Origin of the sequence: Solimonas soli DSM 21787 (genome assembly GCF_000474945.1) — a bacterium.
In the GTDB taxonomy this organism is placed as follows: domain Bacteria; phylum Pseudomonadota; class Gammaproteobacteria; order Nevskiales; family Nevskiaceae; genus Solimonas; species Solimonas soli.
This window is the reverse complement of the sequence record NZ_AXDW01000018.1, coordinates 31965-55362: the sequence shown is the minus strand read 5'-3', so window position 1 is coordinate 55362 and position 23398 is coordinate 31965. Positions and strand designations below refer to the sequence as shown.

The following is a 23398-nucleotide window of genomic DNA, read 5'->3' as shown; positions in this document are numbered from 1 at the left end:
GCGCTGATGCCCTTGGCGATCCGCGAGGCCCGCCGCGGACTTGCCGGCGCCCGGCGGAGAGGCCCGACGAAAGGCGCTTGCACATCTTCTCGCCATACTGTTACATTCATTAATGTAACAGTTGGAGGGGATAGAAATGGATCTGCAGAGCCGTACATGCGCCGACGCCGCGCGCGACATCGAGGTCATGCCGGTCCGTCGCGACCTGCACTTCGCGCTGCCCGCCGAGCGCATCGGCGACTGGCACGACGAGGGCCGCCACGTCAGCCACTTCTTCAACGCGCTCTCGCTGTTCTTCCCGGACGGCGAGCGCTTCTTCATCCACTCGGTGCGCCACTACCGCAACGAGATCAGCGATCCGACCTTGAGCCGCGCGGTGACCGCCTTCATCGGCCAGGAAGCCATGCACGGCCGCGAGCACACCGAGTGCAACGAAATGCTCGACCGCGCCGGCCTGCCCGGCGCGCCGCTGCAGCAGTTCGTGTTCCGCCTCACCGAGCGCCTGAAGCATCTGCCGAAGGCCATGCAGCTGTCGGCGACCATCGCCCTGGAGCACCTCACGGCGATCATGGCCAACAGCCTGCTGCAGGACGCGCGCGTGGTCGGCAGGGCCGAGCCGCATTTCGCCCGCCTGTGGCGCTGGCACGCGCTGGAAGAGACCGAGCACAAGGCCGTCGCCTACGACGTCTGGTGCGCGGTGATGCCGAAGACACTCGGCAGCTACCTGATGCGCGTCACCGGCCTCCTGCTCGCGAGCCTGATCTTCTGGCCGCTGGTGTTCACCTTCATGTGGCGCATCACGCGCGCCGACGCGCAGTGCCGCGCCGAGCGCGGCGGCTGGCGCCGCACCCTGCGCTTCCTGTTCCTGACGCCGGGCCCGCTGCGCCGCGCGATGGGCGAATGGTTCGACTACTTCAAGCCAGGCTTCCATCCCTGGCAGCACGACAACCGCCGCTACCTCGCCGGCATCGAACCGCTGCTGCGCGATCTGCAGGGCGGCAGCGGCCTCGCCGCCTGAGTGACGTTTGCCCCTGCCATGGCGCGGAGCGTCCTTTATGATCCGCGCCATGGTCATTTCCGCTTCTGCGAACGAATCGCCGGATGGCATGCCGGCGAACGATGGCGCGGCCGACATCAATGCCGCCGAATACACGATCGATGAGCTCGCCCGCGCCGGCGGCACGACGGTGCGCAATGTGCGCGCCTACCAGGATCGCGGCCTGCTGAATCCGCCCGAGCGGCGCGGCCGCGTCGGCATTTACACCGGCGAGCATCTGCGCCGCCTGCAGCTGGTCAACCAGCTGCTGTCGCGCGGCTACACCATCGCCAACATCCAGGAGCTGTTCGACGGCCTCGAGAAAGGCCAGCAGCTGCAGGACATCATCGGCCTCGAGCGCGCCATCAGCAGTCCGTGGTCGAGCGAGACGCCGCGCCTGTTCACGATGCCCGAGCTGCTGAGGATGTTCGGCATCGCCGCCTTCGCGCCGTCGACCCTGAGCCGCGTGTTCAAGCTCGGCCTGCTGGTGCCGGACGGCATCCGCTTCCGCGCGCCCAATCCGAAGATCCTCTACGCCGGCGCCGAACTCACCAAGGCCGGCATGCCGCTCGACGACATGCTGCTGCTGGTCGAGCACCTGCGCGCCAACGTCGAGCGCGTCGCCGACGAGATGGTGCAGATGATCGTGCGCCTGCTCGACCGCTACGACGGCCGCCTGCCGCCGCCGGAAGACGTGCCGAAGCTCGCCGACCTGATCTGGCGCCTGCGTCCGCTCGCCAACATGGCGGTCGATTCGGAAGTGTCGCGCGCGCTGGAACATTCGGCGAACAAGTTCCTCGGCGACCGCGTCGCGCAGATTCTCGAGCACATGCGGCCGGACGGCGCGCCGAAAGCGCCGTAGGGATCAGTCGAGTCCGCAGGCCACGACCGCGGCGCCGAACGCGCCGAGCGCGGCGCCGCCGACGATCTCCGGCAGGTCATGGCGGCCGAGGCGCCGGCGCGACCAGCCGACCGCCGCCGCCAGCACGGCGATCGCGAGCAGCGCGCGCCCGTCCGGCCACAGCCAGCCCGCCGGCAGCACCGCGAACATCACGTGATGCGAGAGCTTCAGCCAGCGGCCGGTGACGAGGCAGACGAGCAGCATCGCCGCCGCCGTCGCCAGCGGCAGGCCGAAAATCGGCCGCCGCAGCACGACGATCACGAACAGCGCCGCGGCGCCGACCAGCACGAACGCGAAGCGGTTCAGCTCGCGGCGCTCGGCGCGCCGGCTGGCGTCGATGTCCTGCCAGCGTCCGCTGCGCACGCGTTGCCACGAATAGGCGGCGACCGCGGTCACCAGCACGCCGAGCAGGGCCGCCAGCAGCAGCAGTTCGGCCGGCGCCGCACCGCGCCGCAGGGTCGCCCACAGCGCGCTCGCGGCCGGCACCACGAAGGGATGAGCGACGAGCGAGATCGCGCGCGCCAGACGCCGGCTCGCGGCGCGCTCAGGCATAGCGCCAGCGCTGGCCGTCCTTGGAGTCCTCGACCAGCACGCCGCGCGCCTTCAGCGCGTCGCGGATGCGATCCGATTCGGCCCACTGCTTGTTGCGGCGCGCCTCGGCGCGCTGCGCGAGCAGGGCCTCGATCTCCTCGGCCGTCGGCGCACCGCCGGCTGCCGGCGCATGGGCGAACCAGGCCGCGGGCTCCTGCTGCAGCAGGCCGAGCAGACGACCGGCATCGAGCATCTGCGCCTTGATGCGCGCCTTGTCGGCGGCGTCGCCCGCCTTGTTGGCGGCACGCGCCAGCTCGAACAGCTCGGCGAGCGCCATCGGCGTGTTGAGATCGTCCTCGAGCGCGGCGAGAAAGGCTTCCGGCGCCGTCACGCCGGCGGCGGGCTCGACGTCGGCCAGCTCGCGCAGCGCGCCGTACAGGCGATCGAGCTTCTTGCGCGACTCGGCGACGATCTCGTCGTTCCAGTCCACCGGCTGGCGGTAATGGCCGGTCAGCAGCACGAGGCGGATCACTTCGCCGGGAATCGTCTTCAGCAGCTCGTGCACCAGCAGCACGTTGCCGACCGACTTCGACATCTTCTGGCTGTCGATGTTGAGGAAGCCGTTGTGCAGCCAGTAGCGCGCGAAGGTCTTGCCGCCGTGCGCGCAGGTCGACTGCGCGATCTCGTTCTCGTGGTGCGGAAAGATCAGATCGTGGCCGCCGCCGTGGATGTCGATGGTCTCGCCGAGCAGCGCCTCGGCCATCGCCGAGCATTCGATGTGCCAGCCGGGCCGGCCGCGCCCCCAGGGCGAATCCCAGCCCGGCTGCGCGTCGCTCGACGGCTTCCACAGCACGAAGTCGCCGGCGTGCTTCTTGTACGGCGCCACTTCGACGCGCGCGCCGGCCATCAGCGCCTGCTCGTCGCGGCCCGAGAGCTTGCCGTAGTCTGCATAGCTCAGCGTGTGGAACAGCACGTGCCCCTGCGCCTCGTAGGCGTGGCCGCGCGCGATCAGCTGCTCGATCATGGCGATGATCTGCGGCAGGTGCTCGGTGACGCGCGGCGTGTGGTCGGGATCGAGGGCGCCGAGCGCCGCCATGTCGTCGTGGTAGATCGCAGCAAAGCGATCGGTGATCACGCGGATGTCGACGCCTTCCTTGCTGGCCGCGGCGTTGATCTTGTCGTCGATGTCGGTGATGTTGCGCACGTAGACGACGTGCGCGTAGCGGCGCCGCAGCAGGCGCGACAGCACGTCGAAGACCACCACCGGGCGCGCGTTGCCGATGTGCGCGTAGCTGTAGACCGTCGGACCGCAGACGTACATGGTCACGCGCTCCGGATTCAGCGGGACGAATTCTTCCTTGCGGCCGGAAAGCGTGTTGTGCAGATACATCGGGCGGGACATGGGGCGCGGGGCTGGCAACGCATTGGCCGGGATGGCCGCGCAGGATACCCGCAGCGCCCGCGAAAAGTCAGGGCCGCGAACCCGCCTCGCGATTAGCCGAGCAGCGTCAGCACGAGCACGCCGGTGGCGAGCCCGGCCACATAGGCCCAGAACGCCCAGACGTAGCGTCGCTTGTAGCGCTCGACGCCGAGCGTCGAATCAAAATACTTGAGTTGCACGTTCAGGCTCCATTGCCCGTCCTCACAGCACCTCTCGCAAGATTCGTGCTGTCGACATCCGCCGTCATGCGGCCCCGCCCCGCGCGCGAGTTTATGCCTGCCCGCGGAACGCGCCCACGTCCGGCACCGATATCTCGGCGCATTCCGGCGACGTCCTGATGGGGCGGCGCCGGCGCCGGCCGGCCGGCGCCGCCGGCGAGGCGATCGAGCGCGGCGCGGCGCGCCTTGCCGTCGAGCCGCGACAAGGCTGCGACGGCCGCATAGAAACGCGGCCAGTCGCCGGCGTTCTCGGCGTACAGCGTCGCGAAAGCGGGAAGATCGGCGTCGTAGAGGCCGAATGGCAGCAGGCGCGCGTTGTTGAGCGGCCCGGCCCTGAAGAAGCCGCCGTAGGCATCGACGCCGTGCCATTCGCCGTCGCGCAGCGCCGCGTACTGCTGCTCGAAGTCGGCGAAGGCCTGTTGCTTGCGCGCGCGCATGAGATCCGCCGCCAGCGGTTCGCGGTACAGCGCGGCGAGCCGCTCGCGCAGCGCCAGCACCAGCGCCGTGAACTGTTCGCGCTGGCGGCGCCGCGCGGCGATATCGACGTCGCGCGCCTGCGGATGCTGCGCGAGATATTCGCGCAGGCCCTGCTCGCCGACGAACTCGGCGAAGGATTCGTTGAAGCGCGTGTCGTGCTTGATGTACAGCTTCTGGTGCGCCAGTTCGTGGAACAGCGTGGCGAGCAGCGTCGCGTCGTCCCAGCGCAGCATCGAGCTCAGCAGCGGATCGTCGAACCAGCCGAGCGTCGAATACGCCGGCACGCCGCCGACGTAGACCTCGTAGCCGCGGGCCTCCAGGCGCTCGGCCTGGGCACGGGCATCGGCTTCCGCGTACCAGCCCTGGTAGCCGACGCAGCCGGCGACCGGAAAGCAATGCTCCAGCGGCTCCAGCGAGAATTCCGGCGTCGCGAACACGTTCCACGCCACATATGGACGCGACAGGGCGACATAGCTGCGATAGCTGCCGTTGTCGGGCAGCGCCAGCGCCTGCACCGCCCAGTCGCGCGCCGCCTGCACCATCCGCAGGCGTTCGCGCAGCTTCGCATCGGTCGCCGGATCGGCGATGACCTCGGCGATCGGCTGGCGCGCGCGCAGCAGCTGGATCTGCCCGGACACCGCCTGCGCGTAGTAGCCGAGCGTGCCGCAGGCGCTCAGCGCGAACGCCGCGCATAGGGTCAGGATTACCACTGTCAGGCGGCGCATCGCGGCTCGGGATTGCAGTATTGTTTCAGTCACAAAGACAGCAGAGGCACACGATAGTGCCACGGGGAGATTCACCATGAAGCGTCCACATGGCGCGCGCGCCTTGCTCGCGCTGTCCGGCCTTGCGCTGCTCGCCGCCTGCGGCAGCAGCGCGTCGAGCAGTGGCAGCGTGCCGCGCGTGCCGGTCAGCGAAAGCCGCGACGGCACGATCTACCGCCAGGACATTGCGGTCGAGAAGACCGGCGACACCATCGTCGTGCAGGTCTTCGAGCCGACCCGTCTGGAGAAGGGCAAGACCTATCCGCTGGTCCTGCAGGGCCACGGCTATGGCGGCTCGCGCGAGACCACGGCGCCGGACGGCAGCCTCATCAAGCGCCTGAACGACGCCGGCTACTACGTGATCTCGATCGACCAGCGCGGCTTCGGCCAGTCGAGCGGCACGGTGCGCGTGATGTCGCCGGACTACGAGGGCCAGGATCTGATCGCCGTGCTCGACTGGGCCGAGAACCTCCCCGGCCTGCGCCGGCGCGGCAACGGCAAGATGCTGGTCGGCTCCTACGGCAGCTCCTACGGCGGCATGTACCAGGTGCTGCTGTACGCCGCCGATCCCGAGCACCGCCTGCGCGTGCTGGCGCCGGACATCACGCCGCACGATCTCACCTACGCGCTCGATCCGAACAACGTGGTGAAGTCCGGCTGGGGCCTGGCGCTGGTCGCCGGCGGCGAAGCCTCGGTGACGCAGATCCTCAACCCGGCCGATCCGCTCGGCACCGTGCGGGCGCTGCTGCAGCAGGTCTCCGAAGGCGGCACGCGCGAGGACACGGCGATCGTCGAAATCCTCACCATGGCCGGCCTGACCAACAACTTCACCACGGCCGGCTACAACTTCATGAAGTACCACAGCCTCGCCTATTTCTGCGACGGTCAGCCGGCCGGCCCGCAGGACTTCATCCTGGCGACGCCGGACCCGCTGGACGTGGCGCCGGACCGGCCGCCGGCCGCCGACGTGCTGCTCACGCAGGGCTTCCGCGACACCCTGTTCAACTTCAACGACGGCCTGCACAACTACGAATGCCTGAAGGCGCTCGGCGGCGACGTGCGCCTGCTGACGCACCAGACCGGCCACATCCTGCCGATCTCGCTCGGCGCCGCCGGCCTCGAGGATCCGCTCGATCCGTTCTACCAGGCCATCACTTTCCCCGGCCTCGGCGACAACGCCGGCACGCGCAGCTGCGGCTCGATGGATCTCGACAAGGTGCTGTTCGCCTGGTTCGAGCAGAAGCTGCAGAACCGCGGCTCGATCGACGACGTGCTGACCACCGGCAAGGACTTCTGCCTGAGCCTCGGCGAAGGCGATGCCATCGAGACCAGGACCGTGCAGCGCGGCGGCACCGGCTTCGCGATCGACAGCAGCACGCCGCAGTTCAACAGCCTGCTCGGCGTGGTCGGCTCGCTGCTCGGCAACGGCGTGCGCGACACGGTGCTGCTCGCCGACCAGAAACTCTACGACGTGCCGGCCGGCGGCGCGGTGCTCGCCGGCGTGCCGATGCTGCACATCGACATCGAAGGCCTGAGCGGGCTCGAGCAGGAAAACTGCGCGACGACCGTCGTGCAGCTCGGCTGCGATCCGATCCTGTTCCTCGCCATCGGCCATCGCCCTCCGGGCCAGACGCGCTGGGACATCATCGACGACCAGATCACGCCGGTGCGCGGCTTCGGCACGCACGATCTGGAAATGAACGGCATCGCCGAAAGGCTTGCCGAGGGCGAGGAAGTGGCGCTGCTGATCTATGCCTTCCACGCGCAGTTCCCGATCACCTGGTCGCGCGACCTGCTGGTGCCGGCGATGAAGCTCGGCGGCACGGTCGAGCTGCCGCTGCTCGAGCCCTCGGCGATCGTCCGCGACGGCGTCTGAGCGCTGCAGCTGTCGACGCGGCGGCCTGCCGAAGGCCGCCGCGCCGCCGTATGATGGCGCGGCTCCGCCCGCTCCGATCATGAACGCCAGCTCCTCCGCCCTCACTCGCGCCGATCTCTTCGCCTGGGGCATCAGCGCCGTCGCGCTGGCGCTCGTCATCCACCTGCACCTGCTGTCGGCGCTGCTCGCCGGCCTGCTGGTCTTCGAGCTGGTCGACGTGCTGACGCCCTGGCTGCGCTCGCGCGCGCTCGGCCGCGACGGCCCGCGCCTGCTGGCGGTGACGCTGATCGCCACCGTCGTCATCGCCGTGCTGGCGAGCGGCGTGCTGGCGCTGATCGGTTTCTTGCGCAACAGCGGCGAGAGTCTGCCGCTCCTGATGCAGAAGATGGCGCAGATCATCGAGGACGCCCGCGGGCGCCTGCCGTCCGACCTGCTCGCCTACGTGCCGGAGGACGCCGAAACCCTGCGCCAGACCATTGTCAACTGGCTGCGCCAGCACGCCGGCTCGCTGCAGCTGGCCGGCCGCGATTTCGGCCGTTCGCTGGTCCACATCCTCATGGGCATGATCGTCGGCGCGCTGCTGTCGCTGCAGAAGGCGGCGCAGAAAGCCGAGCAGCGGCCGCTGGCCGAACGCGTCACCCGTCAGGCCGAGAATCTGGCGGCGGCATTCCGGCGCGTGGTGTTCGCGCAGTTCTGGATCTCGACGATCAACACCTTCTTCACCTGGCTCTATCTCGGCGTCGCCCTGCCCGCGTTCGGCGTCGACCTGCCGCTGAGCAAGACCCTGGTCGCCATCACCTTCATCGCCGGCCTGCTGCCGATCCTCGGCAACCTGATCTCCAACGCGGCGATCATCGTCGTCAGCCTCAGCCACGGCCTGCCGGTGGCGCTCGCCTCCTTCGTCTACCTCGTCGTCATCCACAAGCTCGAATACTTCCTCAACGCGCGCATCATCGGCTCGAACATCAACGCGCGCGCCTGGGAACTGCTGATCGCCATGCTGGTGATGGAAGCCGCCTTCGGCATTCCCGGCCTGATCGCCGCGCCGATCTTCTATGCCTACTTCAAGGAAGAGCTGCGCAGCCGCGCCCTGGTTTGAGCATGATGAATCGGCAAGCGGCGCGCTGAGTCGCCGTCGCGAGCAGGGTCGAGTCCGCGGCCACCGCGCGCAGCCGTACTGAAGTACGGCGAGCACGGTGGATGCGGAATCGGCCCGCGCAGCAGGTGAATCAGTGCGCCGCGCACTGGTCCAGCCACACGCCGAGTCCCTGCGCGTTCAGTTCGAGATCGGTGGCCAGCACCGCCTGCAGCTCGGCGTCGGGCAGCGTGCAGCCATGCGCACGCACGGCGCTGACGGCATCGGCGCTGATGGCGCGCAGCAGCTGCGCGCGGCGGTCCTGCGCGCCGGCCAGTTCGGTGGCGATCAATTCGTAGCGCGCGATGCCGCGGCGCAGATCCTCGGCCATGCGCGCGACCTCGTCGACGCGCCCGTAATGCGTCAGGTACATGTGCCGCGGCGCATACGACATCAGGCGATCGAGCGTCTGCCGCCAGGCGTCCGGATCGAACTGCACCGGCGTCGTCGTCACCAGCATGAACGGACCGGCCGCGGTATCCAGCTCGCGATACGACAGGCCGAAGGTGTCGCCGGTGAAGAAGCCGCGGCTGGCCGCGTCCCAGACGCAGAAGTGATGACGGGCGTGGCCCGGCGAATCGACGAACTCCAGTTCGCCGTCGCCGAGCGGCAGGCGCTGGCCGTCGGCGGCGGCGATCACGCGCGCCTCCGGCAGCGGCGCGATCTCGCCGTACATGCGCCGCACCGCCTCGGGCCCGTAGACCGCCGAGGCGCCGGCGATCAGCTTCGACGGATCGATCAGATGCCGCGCGCCGCGCGGGTGCACCACCAGCTTCGCGTTCGGCAGCTCGCGCATCAGCAGCCCGGCGCCGCCGGCGTGATCGAGATGCACGTGCGTGACGATGACGTAGCGCACGCGTTCGCGCGCCAGGCCCAGCTCGTCGAGCAGCGCCAGCAGGCGCGGCACGCCCGGCGCGGTGCCGGCTTCGATGAAAGCGAGATCGGCGCCGCGCTCGATGAGGTAGCAGCAGGCCATCTTCGGCCGTTCCTGCAGGGTGTCGATGCAGCGGATGCCGTGGCCGACGTCGGTCACGGACAGTCGGGAGGCGAGGGTGCCGGGTTCGTTCATGGCCGCAGCCTGGCAAAACCCGCCTTCAGGCCGCCTTGCTGTCGACAGCCTTGCGCAGCAGTTCGACGAGCTCCTCGCGGCGATAGATGCCGAGCTTGCGATAGATGCGCGAGGCATGGTTGGCGACCGTGCTGATGGCGATCTCGAACTCGCGCGCCACGCTCTTGAAGGTCTTGCCGAGCGCCAGCGCCCGCGCGATCTCCTGCTCGCGCGGCGACAGCACGTCGAGCGGATGCGGCCGCCGCGCATTGATCAGGAACAGGCCGCCTTCCGGCTTGATGCGGAAATGCAGGCTGCGCACCTGGAAGGGGCCCGGATCGTCGAAGCGCTCGGGCGGCACCGTGAACGGCAGCACCGAGAACGCGGTGTCGCCGAACTCCAGGGCGACCAGCTGGCGGAACCGTTCGCTGACCGCGTAGACCCCACCCTTGGCGTCGATCAGCGCTGCCGAGCCGCGCGAGCTGCGGCCCATGGCGATCAGCCACTCGTCGCGCATCACGAACTGGCGCAGGGCCAGGGTGCCGGCCTGCACGACATGCCCGAGCGCGTGCCGCAGCGCTTTCAGATCGACCATGCGCTCGCCCGGCAGCAGCGCGATCACGCTGTGCAGGTGCGAGCCGCGATGCTCGACGCGCAGCACCAGCACCTCGCGGCGCCGGCCGCGCGACACCTCGACCGACAGCGTGCGTTCGCGCGCGCCGCCGTCGAACGACAGGGTCGCCAGCGTGCGCCCGTCGAGCAGCGCGCCGGGCCAGCTGGCGAACTCGCCGCTGGAGCCGCCCTGCGGCAGCACCAGCCAGGCGGCGGCTTCGGCGCCGGCCCAGGCGCACAGCAGCCGCAGCACTTCGGGACGGAAATACTGCCACTCCAGCTCGAAGCCGGCGGCATACACCGCTTCGATCAGCCGGTCGAGTTCGAGGCCCGTGGATCGGTCCATGATCGCTGCTTTGTGGTGGAAAGCGTCCGTCGGCATTGTAGACAGACCGCGCCCTTCACGGCGCGTCGCGCTCGAGGCGGTGCTCGTCCTGGGCGGCCGGGTCCTCGATCGGCTCCAGGTGCGTGAACACCGCCAGCGGTCCGAGATGGCCGGCCAGCTCGACTTCCAGGCGCTCGACCAGATCGTGGCCGTGCTGCACCGACCAGGCGCCCGGCACCAGCACGTGCAGGCTCACGAAGCGATGGCTGCCGGACATGCGCGTGCGGATGGCGTGAAAGGCGATGCCCTCGGCACGATAGCCGTCGAGCACCTGCTCGAGCCTGGCGCGCTCGGCGGCCGGCCAGGCGCGATCCATCAAGCCGCCGGCGGCCTCGCGCAGCAGGCGCGCGCCGGTCCACAGGAGATAGAGCGCCACGGCGATCGCGATCAGCGCGTCGAGCCGCAGCCAGCCGGTCAGCGCCACCACGCCGACCGCGACGACGATGCCCGCCGTGGTCCAGACGTCGCTCAGCAGATGGCGGCCGTCGGCCTCGAGCGCCGGCGAACGCCGCTCGCGGCCGACGCGCAGCAGCAGGCGCGCCACGGCCAGGTTGAGCAGCGCCGCAACCACCGCGACCATCAGGCCGAAGCCGGTCTGTTCGAGCGGCTGCGGATGCAGCAGGCGCGGCCAGGCCGCGCAGACGATGCCGAGCGCGGCGAGGAAGATCAGCGCGCCTTCGAAGCCGCTGGAAAAATACTCGGCCTTGCCATGCCCGAAGGCATGCTCGTGGTCCGGCGGCTGCGCGGCCAGACGCAGGGTCAGGAAGGCGACGACGGCGGCGCCGAGATTGACCAGGGATTCGAACGCGTCGGACAGCAGGCCGACCGAGCCGCTGATGCGCCAGGCGCCGAACTTGAGCAGCATCGTCGCCACCGCGGTGACGATCGACAGCAGCGCGTAGCGTGCGGCGTCGCCCGCGCCGGCTCGGCTCATGCCGGCGCGGCCGCGAGGGCGCGGGCGATCTCGAGTTCGACGCGATCGAGATCGGGGATCAGCGCCTCGTGGCTGGCGACGCGCACGCGCGCCAGCAGCAGTTCGGCACGGTCGCCGTCGCGCAGCGGCAGCGGCTGCAGCGCCGCGCGGTTCAGTGTCACCAGGTGCGGATAGGTCTGCGTGACCATGGCGAACTGTCCGGACGGCAGATGCCGGCCCAGGGTGTTGACGATGACGACGCGCTCGCGACGCGCGTCGGCCGCGGCGCCACCGCCGTTCAGACGCTCGAAGCGCAGCACCGGCAGACGCCGGCCGCCGTGCTCCAGATAGCCGGCCAGCCACGGCGGCAGCTGCGCCGCCGGCTGCACCGCGTCGCGCGCCACCACCTCGGCGATCGCGAGGTTCGGCAGCAGCAGGGTGTCGCCGGCCAGAGAGATGAGCACCGCGTAAAGCTGCGTCTTGCCGGCCGTCGATGATGTCGGGGTGTCCATGATCATGCCTCGTGCAGGACGCCGCGCAGTTCGTTGAGGAGCTGCTCTTCCTGGTACGGCTTGATCAGGTAGCGGTCGACGCCGAGCGAACGCGCGCGCTCGCGATGCTTCTCGCCCGAACGCGAGGTGATCATGATGATCGGCGTCGCGCGGATGCGCTCGCTGTTGCGCACGTAGGCGGCGACCTCGAAGCCGTCGGCGCGCGGCATCTCGATGTCGAGCAGGATCGCCGCCGGCGTCTCGCTCTGCAGCTGCGCCATGGCGTCGAGGCCGTCCTTGGCGGTGACGACCGTGTAGCCCTGGCGCGTCAGCAGGCGTTCGGTGACGCGGCGGATGGTCAGCGAGTCGTCGACGACCATGACCAGGCCGCGCGTCGCCGCCGCCGGTGCCGGCGACGCGCCGCTCGCGGCCGAACGCAGCGCGCGGCGCGCGGCGTCCTGCGCCAGTTCGGCGACATCGAGAATCAGCACCGCGCGGCCGTCGGCGAGGATGGTCGCGCCGCTGATGCCGGGCACGCTGCTGACCTGCGGACCGACCGCCTTGGAGACGATCTCGCGGTTGCCGAGCAACGCATCGACGACCACCGCATAGCGGCGATCGCCGGCACCGATGCCTTCCGGCAGGCGCACGAGGATGGCGTTGACGGTCTTGCTGTCCGGCGTCGTCGTGCCGCGTTCGCTGCCGAGGAAGGCGGCCAGCTCGCGCACGCGATAGCCGGCGCCGCCGTAGTTGAACAGCGGTCCCTGCTCGGCGTAGTGGTCGGCGAGCCGCTCGCGCGCAATGCGCACGATGCCCTCGATGCTCGACAGCGGCACCGCGTAGGTTTCGCCGGCCGCCTCGACCAGCAGCGCCTGCGACAGCGCCAGGTTCAGCGGCAGGCGCACCAGGAAGCGCGCGCCGCGTCCGCTCTCGGACGACAGCTCCAGCGTGCCGCCGAGCTGCTTGACCTCGGCGGCGACCACGTCCATGCCGACGCCGCGCCCGGCGTCCTGGGTCAGGGTGCGCGCCGTGGAGAAGCCCGGCATGAAGATGAACTGCGCCGCCTGTTCGTCGGCGACATTGGCGTCGGCCGGCATCAGTCCGCGCTTGATCGCCGTGGCGCGGATCGCGTCGTAGTCGAGTCCGGCGCCGTCGTCGCGCACCTCGACGTAGAGCTGCGTGCCCTCGCGCCACAGGTTGATCTGGATCTGGCCGGTCGCCGGCTTGCCGCGCGCCGCGCGCAGGTCCGGCGTTTCGATGCCGTGCACGACGGCGTTGCGCAGCAGGTGTTCGAGCGGCGCGGTCATGCGCTCCAGCACATTGCGGTCGAGCTCGGCCTCGGCGCCGGAGAACACCACGTCGGCGCGCTTGCCGTTCTCGATCGCGGTCTGCTGCACGACACGCTGCAGGCGCGCCATCTGGCGCGAGAACGGCACCATCAGCGTGCGCATCAGGCCCTGCTGCACTTCGGTGTTGACGCGCCCCTGCTGCTGCAGCAGCGTCGCCGCGCCGGCCGCGAAACCGTCCATGGCGGCATGCACCGCGGCGAGGTCGCCGACCGATTCGGACAACGCGCGCGACAGTTCCTGCATGCGCGTGTAGCGGTCCATTTCCAGCGGATCGAACTCGCCGGCGTAGCGGTCGCTGTGCTCGGCGCTGATCAGGCCGCGCGCGGCGATCTGCGCGTCGGTCTCGATGTCGAGCTGGCGCAGCTGCTCGCGGATGCGCGCGACGGTCTGCGCCATTTCGGCGAGCTGCGCCTGCATGCCGCTGTTGTGTTCGTCGAGACGCGAGCGGTAGATCGAGATTTCGCCGGCCTCGTTGAGCATGCGGTCGAGCGCCTCGACCGGCACGCGCGCCGTCTCGCGCTTGAGCGCCACCTCGCGCTCGCTGTCCTCGTCCGGCCGCCAGAACAGTTCCGGATCCCAGAGACCGCTGGCGGCCGGCGTCGCCAGCGCCGCGACCGGCGCCGCGGCCTTGCCGGCGTGCAGCAGGCCGCTGAAATCGCCGCGCTCCAGGCGGTCGGTCATGTGCCGCAGCTGCGCCACGGCCTCGCCGACCGGCGCCAGCGCCTCGGCATGCACGGGACCGGAGGCCTCCAGCGCCGTCAGCCGCGTCTCGAGATCGTGCGCGGCGTCGCCCATGGCGAACAGGCCGGCCATGCGCGCACCGCCCTTGAGCGTGTGCAGCGCGCGCTGCATGTCCTGCGCCGGCCCGGTCTGCGCGGGCACCGCCTGCCAGCGCGCGAAAGCCTGTTCGAGCTGTTCGAGCAGCTCGACGGCTTCGCCGCCGAAGATCTGCACGAGATCGGCATCCAGCGCCGCCGCGTTCCGCTCGTCGCCCGCCGCTGCCGGCGGCGGCGCGCTCGCGAACGGTGTCGGGATTGACGTCGGGATTGGCGTCGCGACCGTCGCGGCGGGCGGCACCGCGATGTACGGCGGCTCCGCCACCGGCGGCGCGACGGCTTCGTCGAGTCCTACGGCGATGCCGTCGGCCGGCACTTGCGCATCGGCCTCGGCCGGCGGTGGCTCTACGCGGGCCGGCACCGACGGTTCCAGCGCGGCGAGCAGGTCCTGCAGCTCCGGCAGCTGGCCACGGCGCAGACCGTCGATCGCGTAATGCAGGTGGTCGCCGGCAAGTTGCAGGCGCGAGCTCAGCGCGGCGACCTCGTGCGCGGCGAGCAGGCCTTCGAGCCGGTGCGCGACTTCGCCGATCGCCTGGATGCCGGCGACCCGCGCACTGCCCTTCAGGGTGTGCAGCAGGCGGCGCAGCTCGTCCAGCGCAGCGCCGTCGCGCGCATCGCGCTCGAGCGCGGCGCTGCAGCCGTCGTAGGCTTCGAGCAGTTCCTCGGCTTCCTGGATGAAGATGTTGAGCAGTTCCGGATCGAGACCGTGCTCGGCGACCGCGTACAGCGCCGGCGGCACCGGTGCCGGCGCGCCGAGCAGATCCGGCTGCGGCGCCTCCGCCTCGGCGACCGGCGGCATGTCGATGACCTCGCTGTCGGCGGCGTAGCTCAGCGATTCGACGACGTCCGCCATCACCGATGCCGTGCTGTCCGGCACGGGCGCCGGCGGCGTGGCGTGCTGCGGCGCCGGCGCCTCGGCGGCCGCATCCCAGCGCAGCGCCGCGATGCGCGCGACGAGCTCGGCGCCGTCGCCGTGCAGCTTGCCGTCGCGATAGGCGTCGAGCTGCTGATAGATGCCTTCGCAGAAATCATTGAGCGCCGCGAAGGCGGCGGCCGTGGGCAGGACCGGCTCGGCGATCGCCTCGTCGACGCGCCGCAGCAGCGCGCGCGCCACGTTGCCGACCGCCCGGCACTCGGCCATGAGGGCGGCGCCGGTCAGGGTGTGGAAGACGACCTTGAGGTCCTGACGCGCGCGACGATCGTCCGGCGCCCGGGCCCAGGCGGCGATCAGGCCCTCCGCCTTCTGCACGAGATCGAAGGCCTCGCCGGCAAAGATCTCGGCGAGCTGGCGCGACTCGTCGTCGTCGTGCAGACGGTCGACGCTGCCCTGCAGGGATTCGATCTGCTCCAGCCACAGGCGCGCGTCCTGCTGCTGCGCCGCCTTGCTGCCGACCTGCTCGCTCCATTTGCCGAGCGCGTCGGTCGCCGCCTCGATCAGGCTCAGCGCCGCGTCGTCGAGCAGGCCGTCGGCCTCGATCTGGCGCTCGAGCCAGAGTTCGAGCGCGCCGGCCAGCTCGCTGATCGCCGCCGCGTCGACGATGCGCGCGGAACCGCGCAGGGTATGGAAGGCGCGCACCGCGACCTCGTCGATCGGATGGCGCAGCTGATGGTGATCGAGCCGCGACAGCCAGTCGCGCACCTCGCCCAGCTTCTCGCGGGCATCGTCGCGGAAGATCGCCGCCATGTCCGGTTCGGCGCCGGCGTCGGGGTCGCGTCCTTCGGCGTATTCGCGGGCGCGCGCGGCGAGCGCATCGGCGGCGCCGTCGGCCTCCTGGCCGTCGCGGAAAGCCGCGATCAGGCCCGGGAGCAGCTCGACGGCCTCGCCGACCAGCTTGACGATGCCGGGCGAGGTGGTCACCGAGCCGTCGAGGCAGCGATTGAGCAGCGATTCGATGGTCCAGGCGAACTCGCCGAGCACATTGGCGCCGACCGTGCGCCCGCTGCCCTTGAGAGTGTGGAAGCTGCGGCGGATCGTCGTCAGGCGCTCGCGGTCGCGCGCATCGCGCACCCACAGCGGCAGCGTGTCGCGCAGCGTCGCCAGCACTTCGCCGGCTTCCTCGAGGAAGATCTCGCGAATCTCGTCGTCGATGTCCTCGCGCGCCTGGTCGGCGACCGCCGCCGGCGCCTCGGGCGGCGCGCCGGCAAGCTCGCCGGCGGCTTCGGCCGGCGGCGCGGCGAGCGCTTCGGGTTCGGCTTCGGCGCGCAGCGCAACGCCGGCCGCGGCCGGCGCTTCCAGCGCGGCGACGCACGCGCCGATCGCATCGAGGAAGCTCTCGATCTGCCCGGGCAGGACTTCGGTCAGCGGCGAATCGTCGCGCTCGGCCTCGATGTAGTACTCGAGCGCGGCGATGGTGTCGGCGAAGCGCTCCGGCAGGCCGTGCCCTTCGCGCAGGCGCGCGAACTGCGGGCTGGCGACGAAGCGGCGCAGGCGCCGCACGCTCTCGGCGACGCGCTGGTGCCGCAGGATTTCGAAGCCGGCGGCGACCTCGTCGACCAGCAGCACGGCATCCGGCAGGTCGGCGGTCGCGCCGTTCTTGAGGAATTCGTCGACGCTCTGCTTGACGCGCGCGAGGTTGACCAGCGACTCGCGATACAGCGCGTGCACGCCCTCGGCGTAGTCGCGCGGCGTCGGCGTGTCCTCGACCAGCTCCGGGCGATCGTCGGCCGGCCGCAGCTGGCGGAACAGCGCGTCCTCGAGCGAGTTCTCGACGCGCAGGATCGATTCGGCGAGCGCCAGCCACTGCGCCAGCTGGGCGCCGGCACCGAGCTGCTCGAGCGCGCGCGCCTGGTTGACCACGGTCTGCTGCAGCATGCGCAGGCCGAGCGCGCCGAGCACGTCGGCGATGCGCTGCAGGCTCCGGCGCGTGTCGGCGAAACCGTCGGCACTGTCGCCGCCGGCGCGCACGACGAGGTCGATGTGATCCTTGACGCGCGTGAAATCGGCGCGGATTTCGTCGGAGACCTTGGCCAGCAGCGAAGTGCTCGGCCCGTGGATGCGGCGCCGGCGCGCGTCGAGCTCGTGGCCGTCCGGCAGGTAGGCTTCGAGCTGGAACTGCTCGCGCAGGGCCTGCACGCGTGCGCCACGGCCGCGCGAACGCCCGACGCAGAACAGCAGCTGCAGCGACAGCTCGCGCGCCGCGCCGAGCACGCCTTCCTCGCCGCTGTCGGCGATCTGCTTCATCAGCTGGCCGGCGCGGCCGAACAGGCGCTTGATCTCCAGCGAATTGTCGAGCGCGCGGCCGAGCAGCGCCTCGATCGCCGCCGCCGCGCAGCGCCACAGCTGGTAGGTGTCGCCGTGCGCCGCGTGCCGGGCGAGCTGCTCGGCGATCTTGCCGATGCGCGCCTCGGCGGTCTGCGCGTCCGGCGCGTTGCGGATCCAGGCCAGCAGCGACGCCTGGAAAGCCGCGAGATAGCGCTGCGCCTGCTGCTGCGCACCGGATGCCGCCGCGGCGCCCTCGGGCAGCGGCAGCTGCAGTTCCAGAGACTGCATCTGGCTGACGAACAGCTCGGATTCGGTCAGCACCGCCTGGCCGCGCGCCAGGCGCAGCTCGTTGATCGCCGGCTGCATGATCAGCGCGCAGTCGGCCATGTCCTCGGACAGCGCCTGCAGATAATCGGCCAGCTGCACGGTGCCGCCGAGCAGGGCGCTGTACAGCACCTCGGTGTCGCGCACGCGGCCCTGCAGCAGGTCCTGCAGCCCCGCCGTCATTTCGGCCGCCAGCAGCGAGGCGCCGATGCAGCGGATCATCGCCGCCGTGCCGCGCACCTGATGCAGCTCGACGAAGGCCTGCTGCAGCGGCAGCGGTTCGTCCGGATTGTCGACGTGCTGCTCGATCAGCGCGCGGGCGCGCGCCACGCTCTGGTCGAGTTCGCCGCGCACCCAGTGCAGGCCGCTGATCGGCGAAGGCTTGAGACGGGCGCTCACCACGGCCCCTCCTCGCCCGCGCACGGGCGTGGCGCGCGCCATGACCCCGACCACCGGCGGCATGTCGGCAGGCTCATGCGGCGGCCGCGCGGAAGGCCTCGCCCTGCGCGAGACGGTGCAGGCTGAAGGCATACCAGGGCTGGCCTTCGCGGACGAAGGCGCCGAGCAGATAGGGCGTGAACGGCTGCGCGGCGGCGCGCATCTCGTGGCGCTGCTCGCTGGCGCTGAACTGGCGGTAGCCGGCGATCTCGTCGACCAGCAGGCCGACCGGCATGCGCTTGGAGTTCAGCACCAGCACGCGCTGGCCGCGCGAGCTTTCCGGCATCGGCAGCCCGAAGAAGCGCGCCAGATCGACGATGGCGAGCAGCTCGCCGCGCACGTTGGCGAGGCCGCTCAGCCAGCGCTGGGCGTTCGGCACGCGCGTGGTGCGCGGCGGCGCGATGACTTCGCGGACGTCCTCGCGCGGCGCCACGAACCAGTGCGGACCGAGGCGGAAGCCGAGGCCGGTCCAGCTCTGCGCCTGGCCGCCGGCGCTGTCCAGCCGCACCGCCTGCAGCCGTTCCTCGATGCGCTCGAGGATGGCGAAAGGATCGTCGCGCAGCGCCCGCAGCTCGGTGCTCATGGGGATCGCCGCGGATCAGCGCCGCACGTGGGCGCGCACCGCGCCGAGCAGCTCGTCGCGCGTGAACGGCTTGGTGAGGTATTCGTCGGAGCCGACGATGCGACCGCGCGCGCGGTCGAACAGGCCGTCCTTCGAGCTCAGCATGATGACCGGCGTGGCGCGGAACTGCGGATTGTTCTTGATCAGCGCGCAGGCCTGATAGCCGTCGAGCCGCGGCATCATGATGTCGATGAAGATGATGTCCGGCTGGTGGTCGGCGATCTTCGACAGCGCTTCGAAGCCGTCCTGTGCCGTCACCACCTCGTAACCCTCGCGCGCGAGCAGCGTCTCGGCCGTGCGGCGTATGGTCTGACTGTCGTCGATGACCATGACCCGGGCCGTGGCATTCGCCTCTGTGGACACTCCCTTCCCCCTCAAGCGGTTGCAGAACTCTGCTCCGGCGATTTTTAACACAGTCCTTGCGAGCGCGCCCATCGTCCCCACACCAGCGAGCGGTCCGGGCCGCCGAACGCGCTTACGTTACTATTCGTTCCCATGAATACCGTCCCGCATCCCGTACCGCGCCTGCTGACGGCGCAGACCGGCCCGCTGCTGAAGCTCGAGTCGACGCTGCTCGCGCGCGCCGCCGACATCGAGGCCTGGTTCCGCCAGCAATGGCAGAAGACGCCGCCGCCGTTCTACAGCTCGGTGGACCTGCGCAACGCCGGCTTCAAGCTGGCGCCGGTCGACACCAATCTGTTTCCCGGCGGCTTCAACAATCTGAATCCGGCCTTCGAGTCGCTGTGCGTGCAGGCCCTGCAGGCGGCGATGCAGCGCGTCTGTCCGAGCGCCGCCGGCGTGCTGCTGGTGCCGGAGAACCACACGCGCAACAAGTTCTACCTGGAAAACGTCGCGACGCTGTACGGCCTGATCAAGAAGGCCGGCTTCCACGTGCGCATCGGCTCGCTGCTGCCGGACCTGCACGAACCGATGGAGCTGACGCTGGAAATCTCCGGCCGCAAGCTGCTGCTGGAACCGCTGCAGCGCAGCGAGGACCGCGTGCACGTCGGCGATTTCTATCCCTGCACGGTGCTGCTCAACAACGACCTGTCGGCCGGCGTGCCGGACATCCTCAAGGACATCGACCAGGACGTCGTGCCGCCGCCGGATCTCGGCTGGCACCTGCGCCAGAAGTCGAACCACTTCGGCTTCTACCGCGAAGTGGCGCGCGAGTTCGCGGCGGTCACCGACATCGACCCGTGGTTCGTCGACCCGCTGTTCCGCAACTGCGGGCAGATCAACTTCATGAAGCAGGAAGGCGTCGAGTGCCTGGAAGCCAACGTCGAGCTGCTGCTCGAGGACATCCGCGCCAAGTACGCCGAATACGGCATCAAGGATGAGCCCTTCGTCATCGTCAAGTCCGACGCCGGCACCTACGGCATGGGCGTGATGACGGCGCGCAGCGTCGAGGACGTGCGCAACATGAACCGCAAGGCGCGCACGCACATGGCGTCCGCCAAGGAAGGCCGCGAGGTGACCGGCGCGATCATCCAGGAAGGCGTCTACACCTTCGAGAAGATGGGCGCCGACGAGGCCACCGCCGAGCCGGTGGTCTACATGATCGACCGCTTCGTGGTCGGCGGTTTCTACCGCCTGAACTCGCAGCGCGGCAACCAGGAAAACCTCAACGCCCCCGGCATGCGCTTCGAGCCGCTGGCCTTCGACGAACCCTGCTGCGCGCCGGATCACAGCTGCGGGCCGGACGAGCGTCCGAACCGCTTCTACGCCTATGGCGTCGTCGCCCGCCTCGCCGCGCTGGCGGCGGCGCGCGAGATCGCCGCGGTCGCCGCGATCCGCACCGAAAGCGCCAGCGCCGCGGCCTGAGCCGCCGCGCCTGCACCAAGTTGGCACCCGATTTGCAGCACCGAGGCGGTCAACAAGGAGCGTTTCGCATGAAGATGAGGATGACGGCCGCCACCGCGGTCGCGCTGCTGGCTGCCGCCCTGTCGCTGCCGGCCGCGGCGGCGGACTGCGACCTGGCCGATACGCTGCCGCTGAAGCTGTACGCGACCCTGCCGTCCGATCTCTTCGTCGCCCAGGCCGCGCCGGTGGCGAGCGCCAGCTACAAGCTCGGCGAGACCATCAGCGCCAGACCCGGCGAAATCCTGCTCAAGCGCAAGGTCACCATGGTCGGCCAGTTCGCGAGCTTCGAGCAGGACGTGCAATACGAGTCCGGCATGCCGTTCTCGACCCGTTACGCGCTGAAGGCCGGCGAGCGCTACCCCTTGCTGCAGATCCCGCGTGCGCCGCAGCTGTACGCGATCTCGCTGCCGGTCAAGGAAGGCAACGACGACTGGGTCTTCATCAGCCGCGACGGCCGGCTCTGCGAAAAGCCGATGGTCTTCGAGCGCTGGCACGATTTCCTCACCTACCGTTCCGGCAGCTACAAGGCGACGCCCGACGTGGCGGCGAAGATCGTCAGCGCCGACCCCGACAGCGTCGCCGATTCGATCGACGGCGACACCCTCATCGTCGAGCGCATCGACGCCGCCGCCATCGATCTCAGCCTGCGCCGCGCGACCGGCGGCAAGATGGGCGAAGCGCAGAAGGGCTCGTTCGCGATCGGCAGCAAGCAGATCGAATTCGGCGGCTACAGGCTGCGCGTCGATGCCGCCGGCGCCGATGGTCTGAGCGTCGCGGTGATCGGCGAACCGCCGCTCGACTGAGGACCGCCGCCGCCGCTTTGCGCTACGCTCGCGGCATGAACAATTCGCGGACGCCGCTTGCCGGCATCGTGATGGACCCCATCGCGTCCATCAAACCCTACAAGGACACCACGCTGGCGCTGATGCTGGCGGCGCAGAGGCGCGGCTGGTCACTCCGTTACTTTGAAGTGCACGACCTCTTCCTGCGCGACGGCGTCGCCATGGGCCGCGCGCGGCCGGTGACGGTCTTCGACGACAAGAAGCACTGGTTCGAGCTCGGCGAGGCCGAGACCGTGCGGCTCGGCGCGCTCGACGCGATCCTCATGCGCAAGGACCCGCCGTTCGACCTCGAATACATCACGGCGACCTACATCCTCGAACGCGCCGAGGCCGCCGGCGCGCTCGTCGTCAACAAGCCCGCCTCGCTGCGCGACTGCAACGAGAAGATGTTCACCGCCTGGTTCCCGCAGCTGACGCCGCCGACCCTGTTCGCGCGCGACGCGGCGACGCTGCGCGCCTTCCACGCCGAGCACGGCGACGTGATCTATAAGCCGGTCGACGGCATGGGCGGCACCGGCGTCTTTCATGTCGATCCATCCGGCCGCAACCTCGGCGCGGTGATCGAGGAGCTGACGCGCCACGGCAGCCGCACCATCGTCGCGCAGAAATACCTGCCGGCGATCAAGGACGGCGACAAGCGCGTGCTGGTGGTCGACGGCGAGCCGGTGCCGTACTGCCTCGCGCGCATTCCGCAGGCCGGCGAGACGCGCGGCAATCTCGCCGCCGGCGGACGCGGCGAAGCGCGGCCGCTGACGGCGCGCGATCGCCAGATCGCCGAGACGGTCGGCCCGGAACTGAAGCGGCGCGGCCTGCTGTTCGTCGGCCTCGACGTCATCGGCGAGCATCTGACCGAGATCAACGTCACCAGCCCGACCTGCGCGCGCGAGATCGATGCCGCCTTCGGCACCGACATCGGCGGCCTGCTGATCGACGCGCTCGCCCGACGCCTGACGGCCTGATGTCAGCGCGGCCGCGGGCCGGCCGGAACCGTTCGGCGGGACGGCGCTTGTCGTCGGCGCCACCCCTGCCGATACTGCGGTCATGAGCGATGAAGAGCGGATCGACGACTATCTGAAGCACCAGTTCCTCGTGGCGATGCCGAGCCTGGAGGACGAGAACTTCACGCAGACCGTGTCGCTGCTCTGCGAGCACAACGACAACGGCGCGATCGGGCTCGTCATCAACCGCCCGACCGACCTCAAGCTCAGCGAGATGATGGAGCAGATGGGCCTCGATCACGAGGCGCTCGACGACGACGACATCGTCTTCTGGGGCGGTCCCGTGCAGCCGGAGCGCGGCTTCGTCGTGCACCGCCAGCCGGGCGGCTGGGAGTCCAGCCTCGAAGTGTCGGACGGCCTGTTCATCACCACCTCGCGCGACATCCTGCGCGCCATCGGCAAGGGCGAGGGCCCGCACGACTACCTGGTGATGCTCGGCTATGCCGGCTGGGGCGCCGGCCAGCTCGAAAGCGAAATCCTGCACAACTCCTGGCTCAACACCCCGGTCGACGAACAGATCCTGTTCAAGCTGCCGGCGCGCGACCGCTGGCAGGCGGCGACGCGCCTGCTCGGCGTCGACGTCACGCAGCTGGCCGGCGACGCCGGACACGCGTAATTGCCCACCTATCTCGCCTTCGACCACGGCGAAAAGCGCGTCGGCGTCGCCCTCGGCGACGATCTGACCGGCAGCGCGCGGCCCTTGCCGGCGCTCGCCGACGGCGACTGGGCCGGCATCGCGCAGCTGATCCGCGAATGGCGGCCGGCGGCGCTGATCGTCGGCCTGCCGCTCGACGAGAACGGCGCCGAGCAGCGCGCCACCGGCGCGGCGCGGCGCTTCGCCGCGCAGCTGGCGCAGCGCCACGGCCTGCCGGTTCACCAGGTGGACGAGCGCTATTCCTCGCGCGCCGCCGACGACGCCCTGCGCGAGGCGCGCGCCAGCGGCCGCATGACGCGCCGCGTGCGCAAGGGCGACCGCGACGCGCAGGCCGCGCGCGTGATCCTCGAGCAGTGGCTGGCGGAGCGCGGCTGAGGCGCCGCCGCCGGCCCTGAGGATGTTCCCCCGGAGCATCGCAATCGGCGGCGGGCTCGGCGACAA

General features: G+C 70.3%; 20 protein-coding genes. 9 read left to right on the top strand and 11 right to left on the bottom strand.

Annotation, left to right across the window (positions count from 1 at the left end; all coding sequences use genetic code 11):
- The first annotated feature begins 136 nt into the window (after positions 1 to 136).
- Together K344_RS0110075 and K344_RS0110070 are read left to right on the top strand one after the other, a co-directional pair.
- On the top strand, positions 137 to 1018 hold the full coding sequence (locus K344_RS0110075; protein WP_051362101.1) for a metal-dependent hydrolase: 882 nt from the start codon (positions 137 to 139) through the stop codon (positions 1016 to 1018).
- 88 nt (positions 1019 to 1106) lie between these two features.
- On the top strand, positions 1107 to 1898 hold the full coding sequence (locus tag K344_RS0110070) for a MerR family transcriptional regulator (RefSeq protein WP_028080566.1): 792 nt from the start codon (positions 1107 to 1109) through the stop codon (positions 1896 to 1898).
- Between the two features lie 3 nt (positions 1899 to 1901).
- On the opposite strand, the gene K344_RS0110065 is transcribed toward K344_RS0110070, so the two are convergent.
- From K344_RS0110065 to K344_RS21115, 4 genes are all read right to left on the bottom strand, one after another.
- Positions 1902 to 2489, bottom strand: coding sequence for a hypothetical protein (locus K344_RS0110065; protein WP_028080565.1), 588 nt, complete (start codon positions 2487 to 2489; stop codon positions 1902 to 1904).
- A complete protein-coding gene (gene cysS / locus K344_RS0110060) occupies positions 2482 to 3870 on the bottom strand; it encodes a cysteine--tRNA ligase (protein WP_245586181.1) in 1389 nt (462 codons plus the stop codon). The genes K344_RS0110065 and cysS overlap by 8 nt, the downstream gene beginning before the upstream one ends.
- A gap of 92 nt (positions 3871 to 3962) precedes the next feature.
- Complete coding sequence (locus K344_RS24820) at positions 3963 to 4088, bottom strand: hypothetical protein (protein ID WP_281169448.1); 126 nt, start codon at positions 4086 to 4088, stop codon at positions 3963 to 3965.
- A gap of 2 nt (positions 4089 to 4090) precedes the next feature.
- Positions 4091 to 5329: an aminopeptidase gene (locus K344_RS21115; RefSeq protein ID WP_084197237.1), complete on the bottom strand. Its 1239-nt coding sequence runs from the start codon at positions 5327 to 5329 to the stop codon at positions 4091 to 4093.
- 76 nt (positions 5330 to 5405) lie between these two features.
- Here K344_RS21115 and K344_RS0110045 point away from each other — a divergent pair, with 76 nt between their 5' ends.
- Together K344_RS0110045 and K344_RS0110040 are read left to right on the top strand one after the other, a co-directional pair.
- Positions 5406 to 7244: an alpha/beta fold hydrolase gene (locus tag K344_RS0110045; RefSeq protein ID WP_028080563.1), complete on the top strand. Its 1839-nt coding sequence runs from the start codon at positions 5406 to 5408 to the stop codon at positions 7242 to 7244.
- Between the two features lie 79 nt (positions 7245 to 7323).
- Entirely contained in the window at positions 7324 to 8343 is a 1020-nt protein-coding gene (locus tag K344_RS0110040; protein WP_028080562.1) for an AI-2E family transporter, read from the top strand.
- A 130-nt stretch (positions 8344 to 8473) separates the two neighbouring features.
- Here K344_RS0110040 and K344_RS0110035 read toward each other — a convergent pair whose 3' ends face one another.
- The 7 genes from K344_RS0110035 to K344_RS0110005 all read right to left on the bottom strand — a co-directional run bounded on the left by K344_RS0110035 (position 8474) and on the right by K344_RS0110005 (position 18929).
- Entirely contained in the window at positions 8474 to 9448 is a 975-nt protein-coding gene (locus K344_RS0110035; RefSeq protein ID WP_051362100.1) for an MBL fold metallo-hydrolase, read from the bottom strand.
- Between the two features lie 25 nt (positions 9449 to 9473).
- A complete protein-coding gene (locus K344_RS0110030; RefSeq protein ID WP_028080560.1) occupies positions 9474 to 10385 on the bottom strand; it encodes a helix-turn-helix transcriptional regulator in 912 nt (303 codons plus the stop codon).
- Positions 10386 to 10440: 55 nt separating this feature from the next.
- Positions 10441 to 11358 (bottom strand): cation diffusion facilitator family transporter, encoded by a 918-nt coding sequence (locus K344_RS0110025; RefSeq protein WP_028080559.1) that lies wholly within the window; start codon positions 11356 to 11358, stop codon positions 10441 to 10443.
- Positions 11355 to 11849, bottom strand: coding sequence for a chemotaxis protein CheW (locus K344_RS23020; protein ID WP_169729281.1), 495 nt, complete (start codon positions 11847 to 11849; stop codon positions 11355 to 11357). Before K344_RS23020 ends, K344_RS0110025 begins: the two co-directional genes overlap by 4 nt.
- Positions 11850 to 11851: 2 nt before the next feature.
- Positions 11852 to 17938, bottom strand: a complete 6087-nt coding sequence (locus K344_RS0110015) for a hybrid sensor histidine kinase/response regulator (protein WP_157622862.1) — start codon at positions 17936 to 17938, stop codon at positions 11852 to 11854.
- Positions 17939 to 18011: 73 nt separating this feature from the next.
- Positions 18012 to 18560: a chemotaxis protein CheW gene (locus K344_RS0110010; RefSeq protein ID WP_051362098.1), complete on the bottom strand. Its 549-nt coding sequence runs from the start codon at positions 18558 to 18560 to the stop codon at positions 18012 to 18014.
- Between the two features lie 15 nt (positions 18561 to 18575).
- Positions 18576 to 18929: a response regulator gene (locus K344_RS0110005; protein ID WP_028080556.1), complete on the bottom strand. Its 354-nt coding sequence runs from the start codon at positions 18927 to 18929 to the stop codon at positions 18576 to 18578.
- Positions 18930 to 19094: 165 nt separating this feature from the next.
- Here K344_RS0110005 and gshA point away from each other — a divergent pair, with 165 nt between their 5' ends.
- The 5 genes from gshA (at position 19095) to ruvX (ending at position 23332) form a co-directional block, all read left to right on the top strand.
- The gene (gshA, locus tag K344_RS0110000; RefSeq protein WP_028080555.1) at positions 19095 to 20423 is read left to right on the top strand and encodes a glutamate--cysteine ligase; all 1329 of its coding nucleotides are present in this window, start codon (positions 19095 to 19097) and stop codon (positions 20421 to 20423) included.
- Positions 20424 to 20491: 68 nt separating this feature from the next.
- Positions 20492 to 21265, top strand: coding sequence for a hypothetical protein (locus tag K344_RS0109995; protein WP_028080554.1), 774 nt, complete (start codon positions 20492 to 20494; stop codon positions 21263 to 21265).
- 35 nt (positions 21266 to 21300) lie between these two features.
- Positions 21301 to 22263, top strand: coding sequence for a glutathione synthase (gene gshB / locus K344_RS0109990; RefSeq protein ID WP_028080553.1), 963 nt, complete (start codon positions 21301 to 21303; stop codon positions 22261 to 22263).
- Between the two features lie 82 nt (positions 22264 to 22345).
- Positions 22346 to 22918 carry a YqgE/AlgH family protein gene (locus K344_RS0109985; RefSeq protein ID WP_028080552.1) on the top strand — a complete coding sequence of 191 codons (573 nt, stop codon included), beginning with the start codon at positions 22346 to 22348 and terminating at the stop codon, positions 22916 to 22918.
- The gene (gene ruvX / locus K344_RS0109980) at positions 22919 to 23332 is read left to right on the top strand and encodes a Holliday junction resolvase RuvX (RefSeq protein ID WP_028080551.1); all 414 of its coding nucleotides are present in this window, start codon (positions 22919 to 22921) and stop codon (positions 23330 to 23332) included.
- The last annotated feature ends 66 nt before the right edge of the window (positions 23333 to 23398 follow it).

Bases quoted from the DNA above. Each gene is read 5' to 3' on its own strand.
- K344_RS0110010 (WP_051362098.1), bottom strand. From the start codon at position 18,560: ATGAGCACCGAGCTGCGGGCGCTGCGCGACGATCCTTTCGCCATCCTC.
- K344_RS0110040 (WP_028080562.1), top strand. From the start codon at position 7,324: ATGAACGCCAGCTCCTCCGCCCTCACTCGCGCCGATCTCTTCGCCTGG.
- K344_RS0109995 (WP_028080554.1), top strand. From the start codon at position 20,492: ATGAAGATGAGGATGACGGCCGCCACCGCGGTCGCGCTGCTGGCTGCC.
- K344_RS0110075 (WP_051362101.1), top strand. From the start codon at position 137: ATGGATCTGCAGAGCCGTACATGCGCCGACGCCGCGCGCGACATCGAG.
- K344_RS0110005 (WP_028080556.1), bottom strand. From the start codon at position 18,929: ATGGTCATCGACGACAGTCAGACCATACGCCGCACGGCCGAGACGCTG.
- K344_RS23020 (WP_169729281.1), bottom strand. From the start codon at position 11,849: ATGGACACCCCGACATCATCGACGGCCGGCAAGACGCAGCTTTACGCG.
- K344_RS0110070 (WP_028080566.1), top strand. From the start codon at position 1,107: ATGCCGGCGAACGATGGCGCGGCCGACATCAATGCCGCCGAATACACG.
- K344_RS0110025 (WP_028080559.1), bottom strand. From the start codon at position 11,358: ATGAGCCGAGCCGGCGCGGGCGACGCCGCACGCTACGCGCTGCTGTCG.
- K344_RS0110035 (WP_051362100.1), bottom strand. From the start codon at position 9,448: ATGAACGAACCCGGCACCCTCGCCTCCCGACTGTCCGTGACCGACGTC.
- K344_RS0110065 (WP_028080565.1), bottom strand. From the start codon at position 2,489: ATGCCTGAGCGCGCCGCGAGCCGGCGTCTGGCGCGCGCGATCTCGCTC.
- gshA (WP_028080555.1), top strand. From the start codon at position 19,095: ATGAATACCGTCCCGCATCCCGTACCGCGCCTGCTGACGGCGCAGACC.
- K344_RS0109985 (WP_028080552.1), top strand. From the start codon at position 22,346: ATGAGCGATGAAGAGCGGATCGACGACTATCTGAAGCACCAGTTCCTC.
- K344_RS0110030 (WP_028080560.1), bottom strand. From the start codon at position 10,385: ATGGACCGATCCACGGGCCTCGAACTCGACCGGCTGATCGAAGCGGTG.
- K344_RS0110045 (WP_028080563.1), top strand. From the start codon at position 5,406: ATGAAGCGTCCACATGGCGCGCGCGCCTTGCTCGCGCTGTCCGGCCTT.
- cysS (WP_245586181.1), bottom strand. From the start codon at position 3,870: ATGTCCCGCCCGATGTATCTGCACAACACGCTTTCCGGCCGCAAGGAA.
- K344_RS21115 (WP_084197237.1), bottom strand. From the start codon at position 5,329: ATGCGCCGCCTGACAGTGGTAATCCTGACCCTATGCGCGGCGTTCGCG.
- gshB (WP_028080553.1), top strand. From the start codon at position 21,301: ATGAACAATTCGCGGACGCCGCTTGCCGGCATCGTGATGGACCCCATC.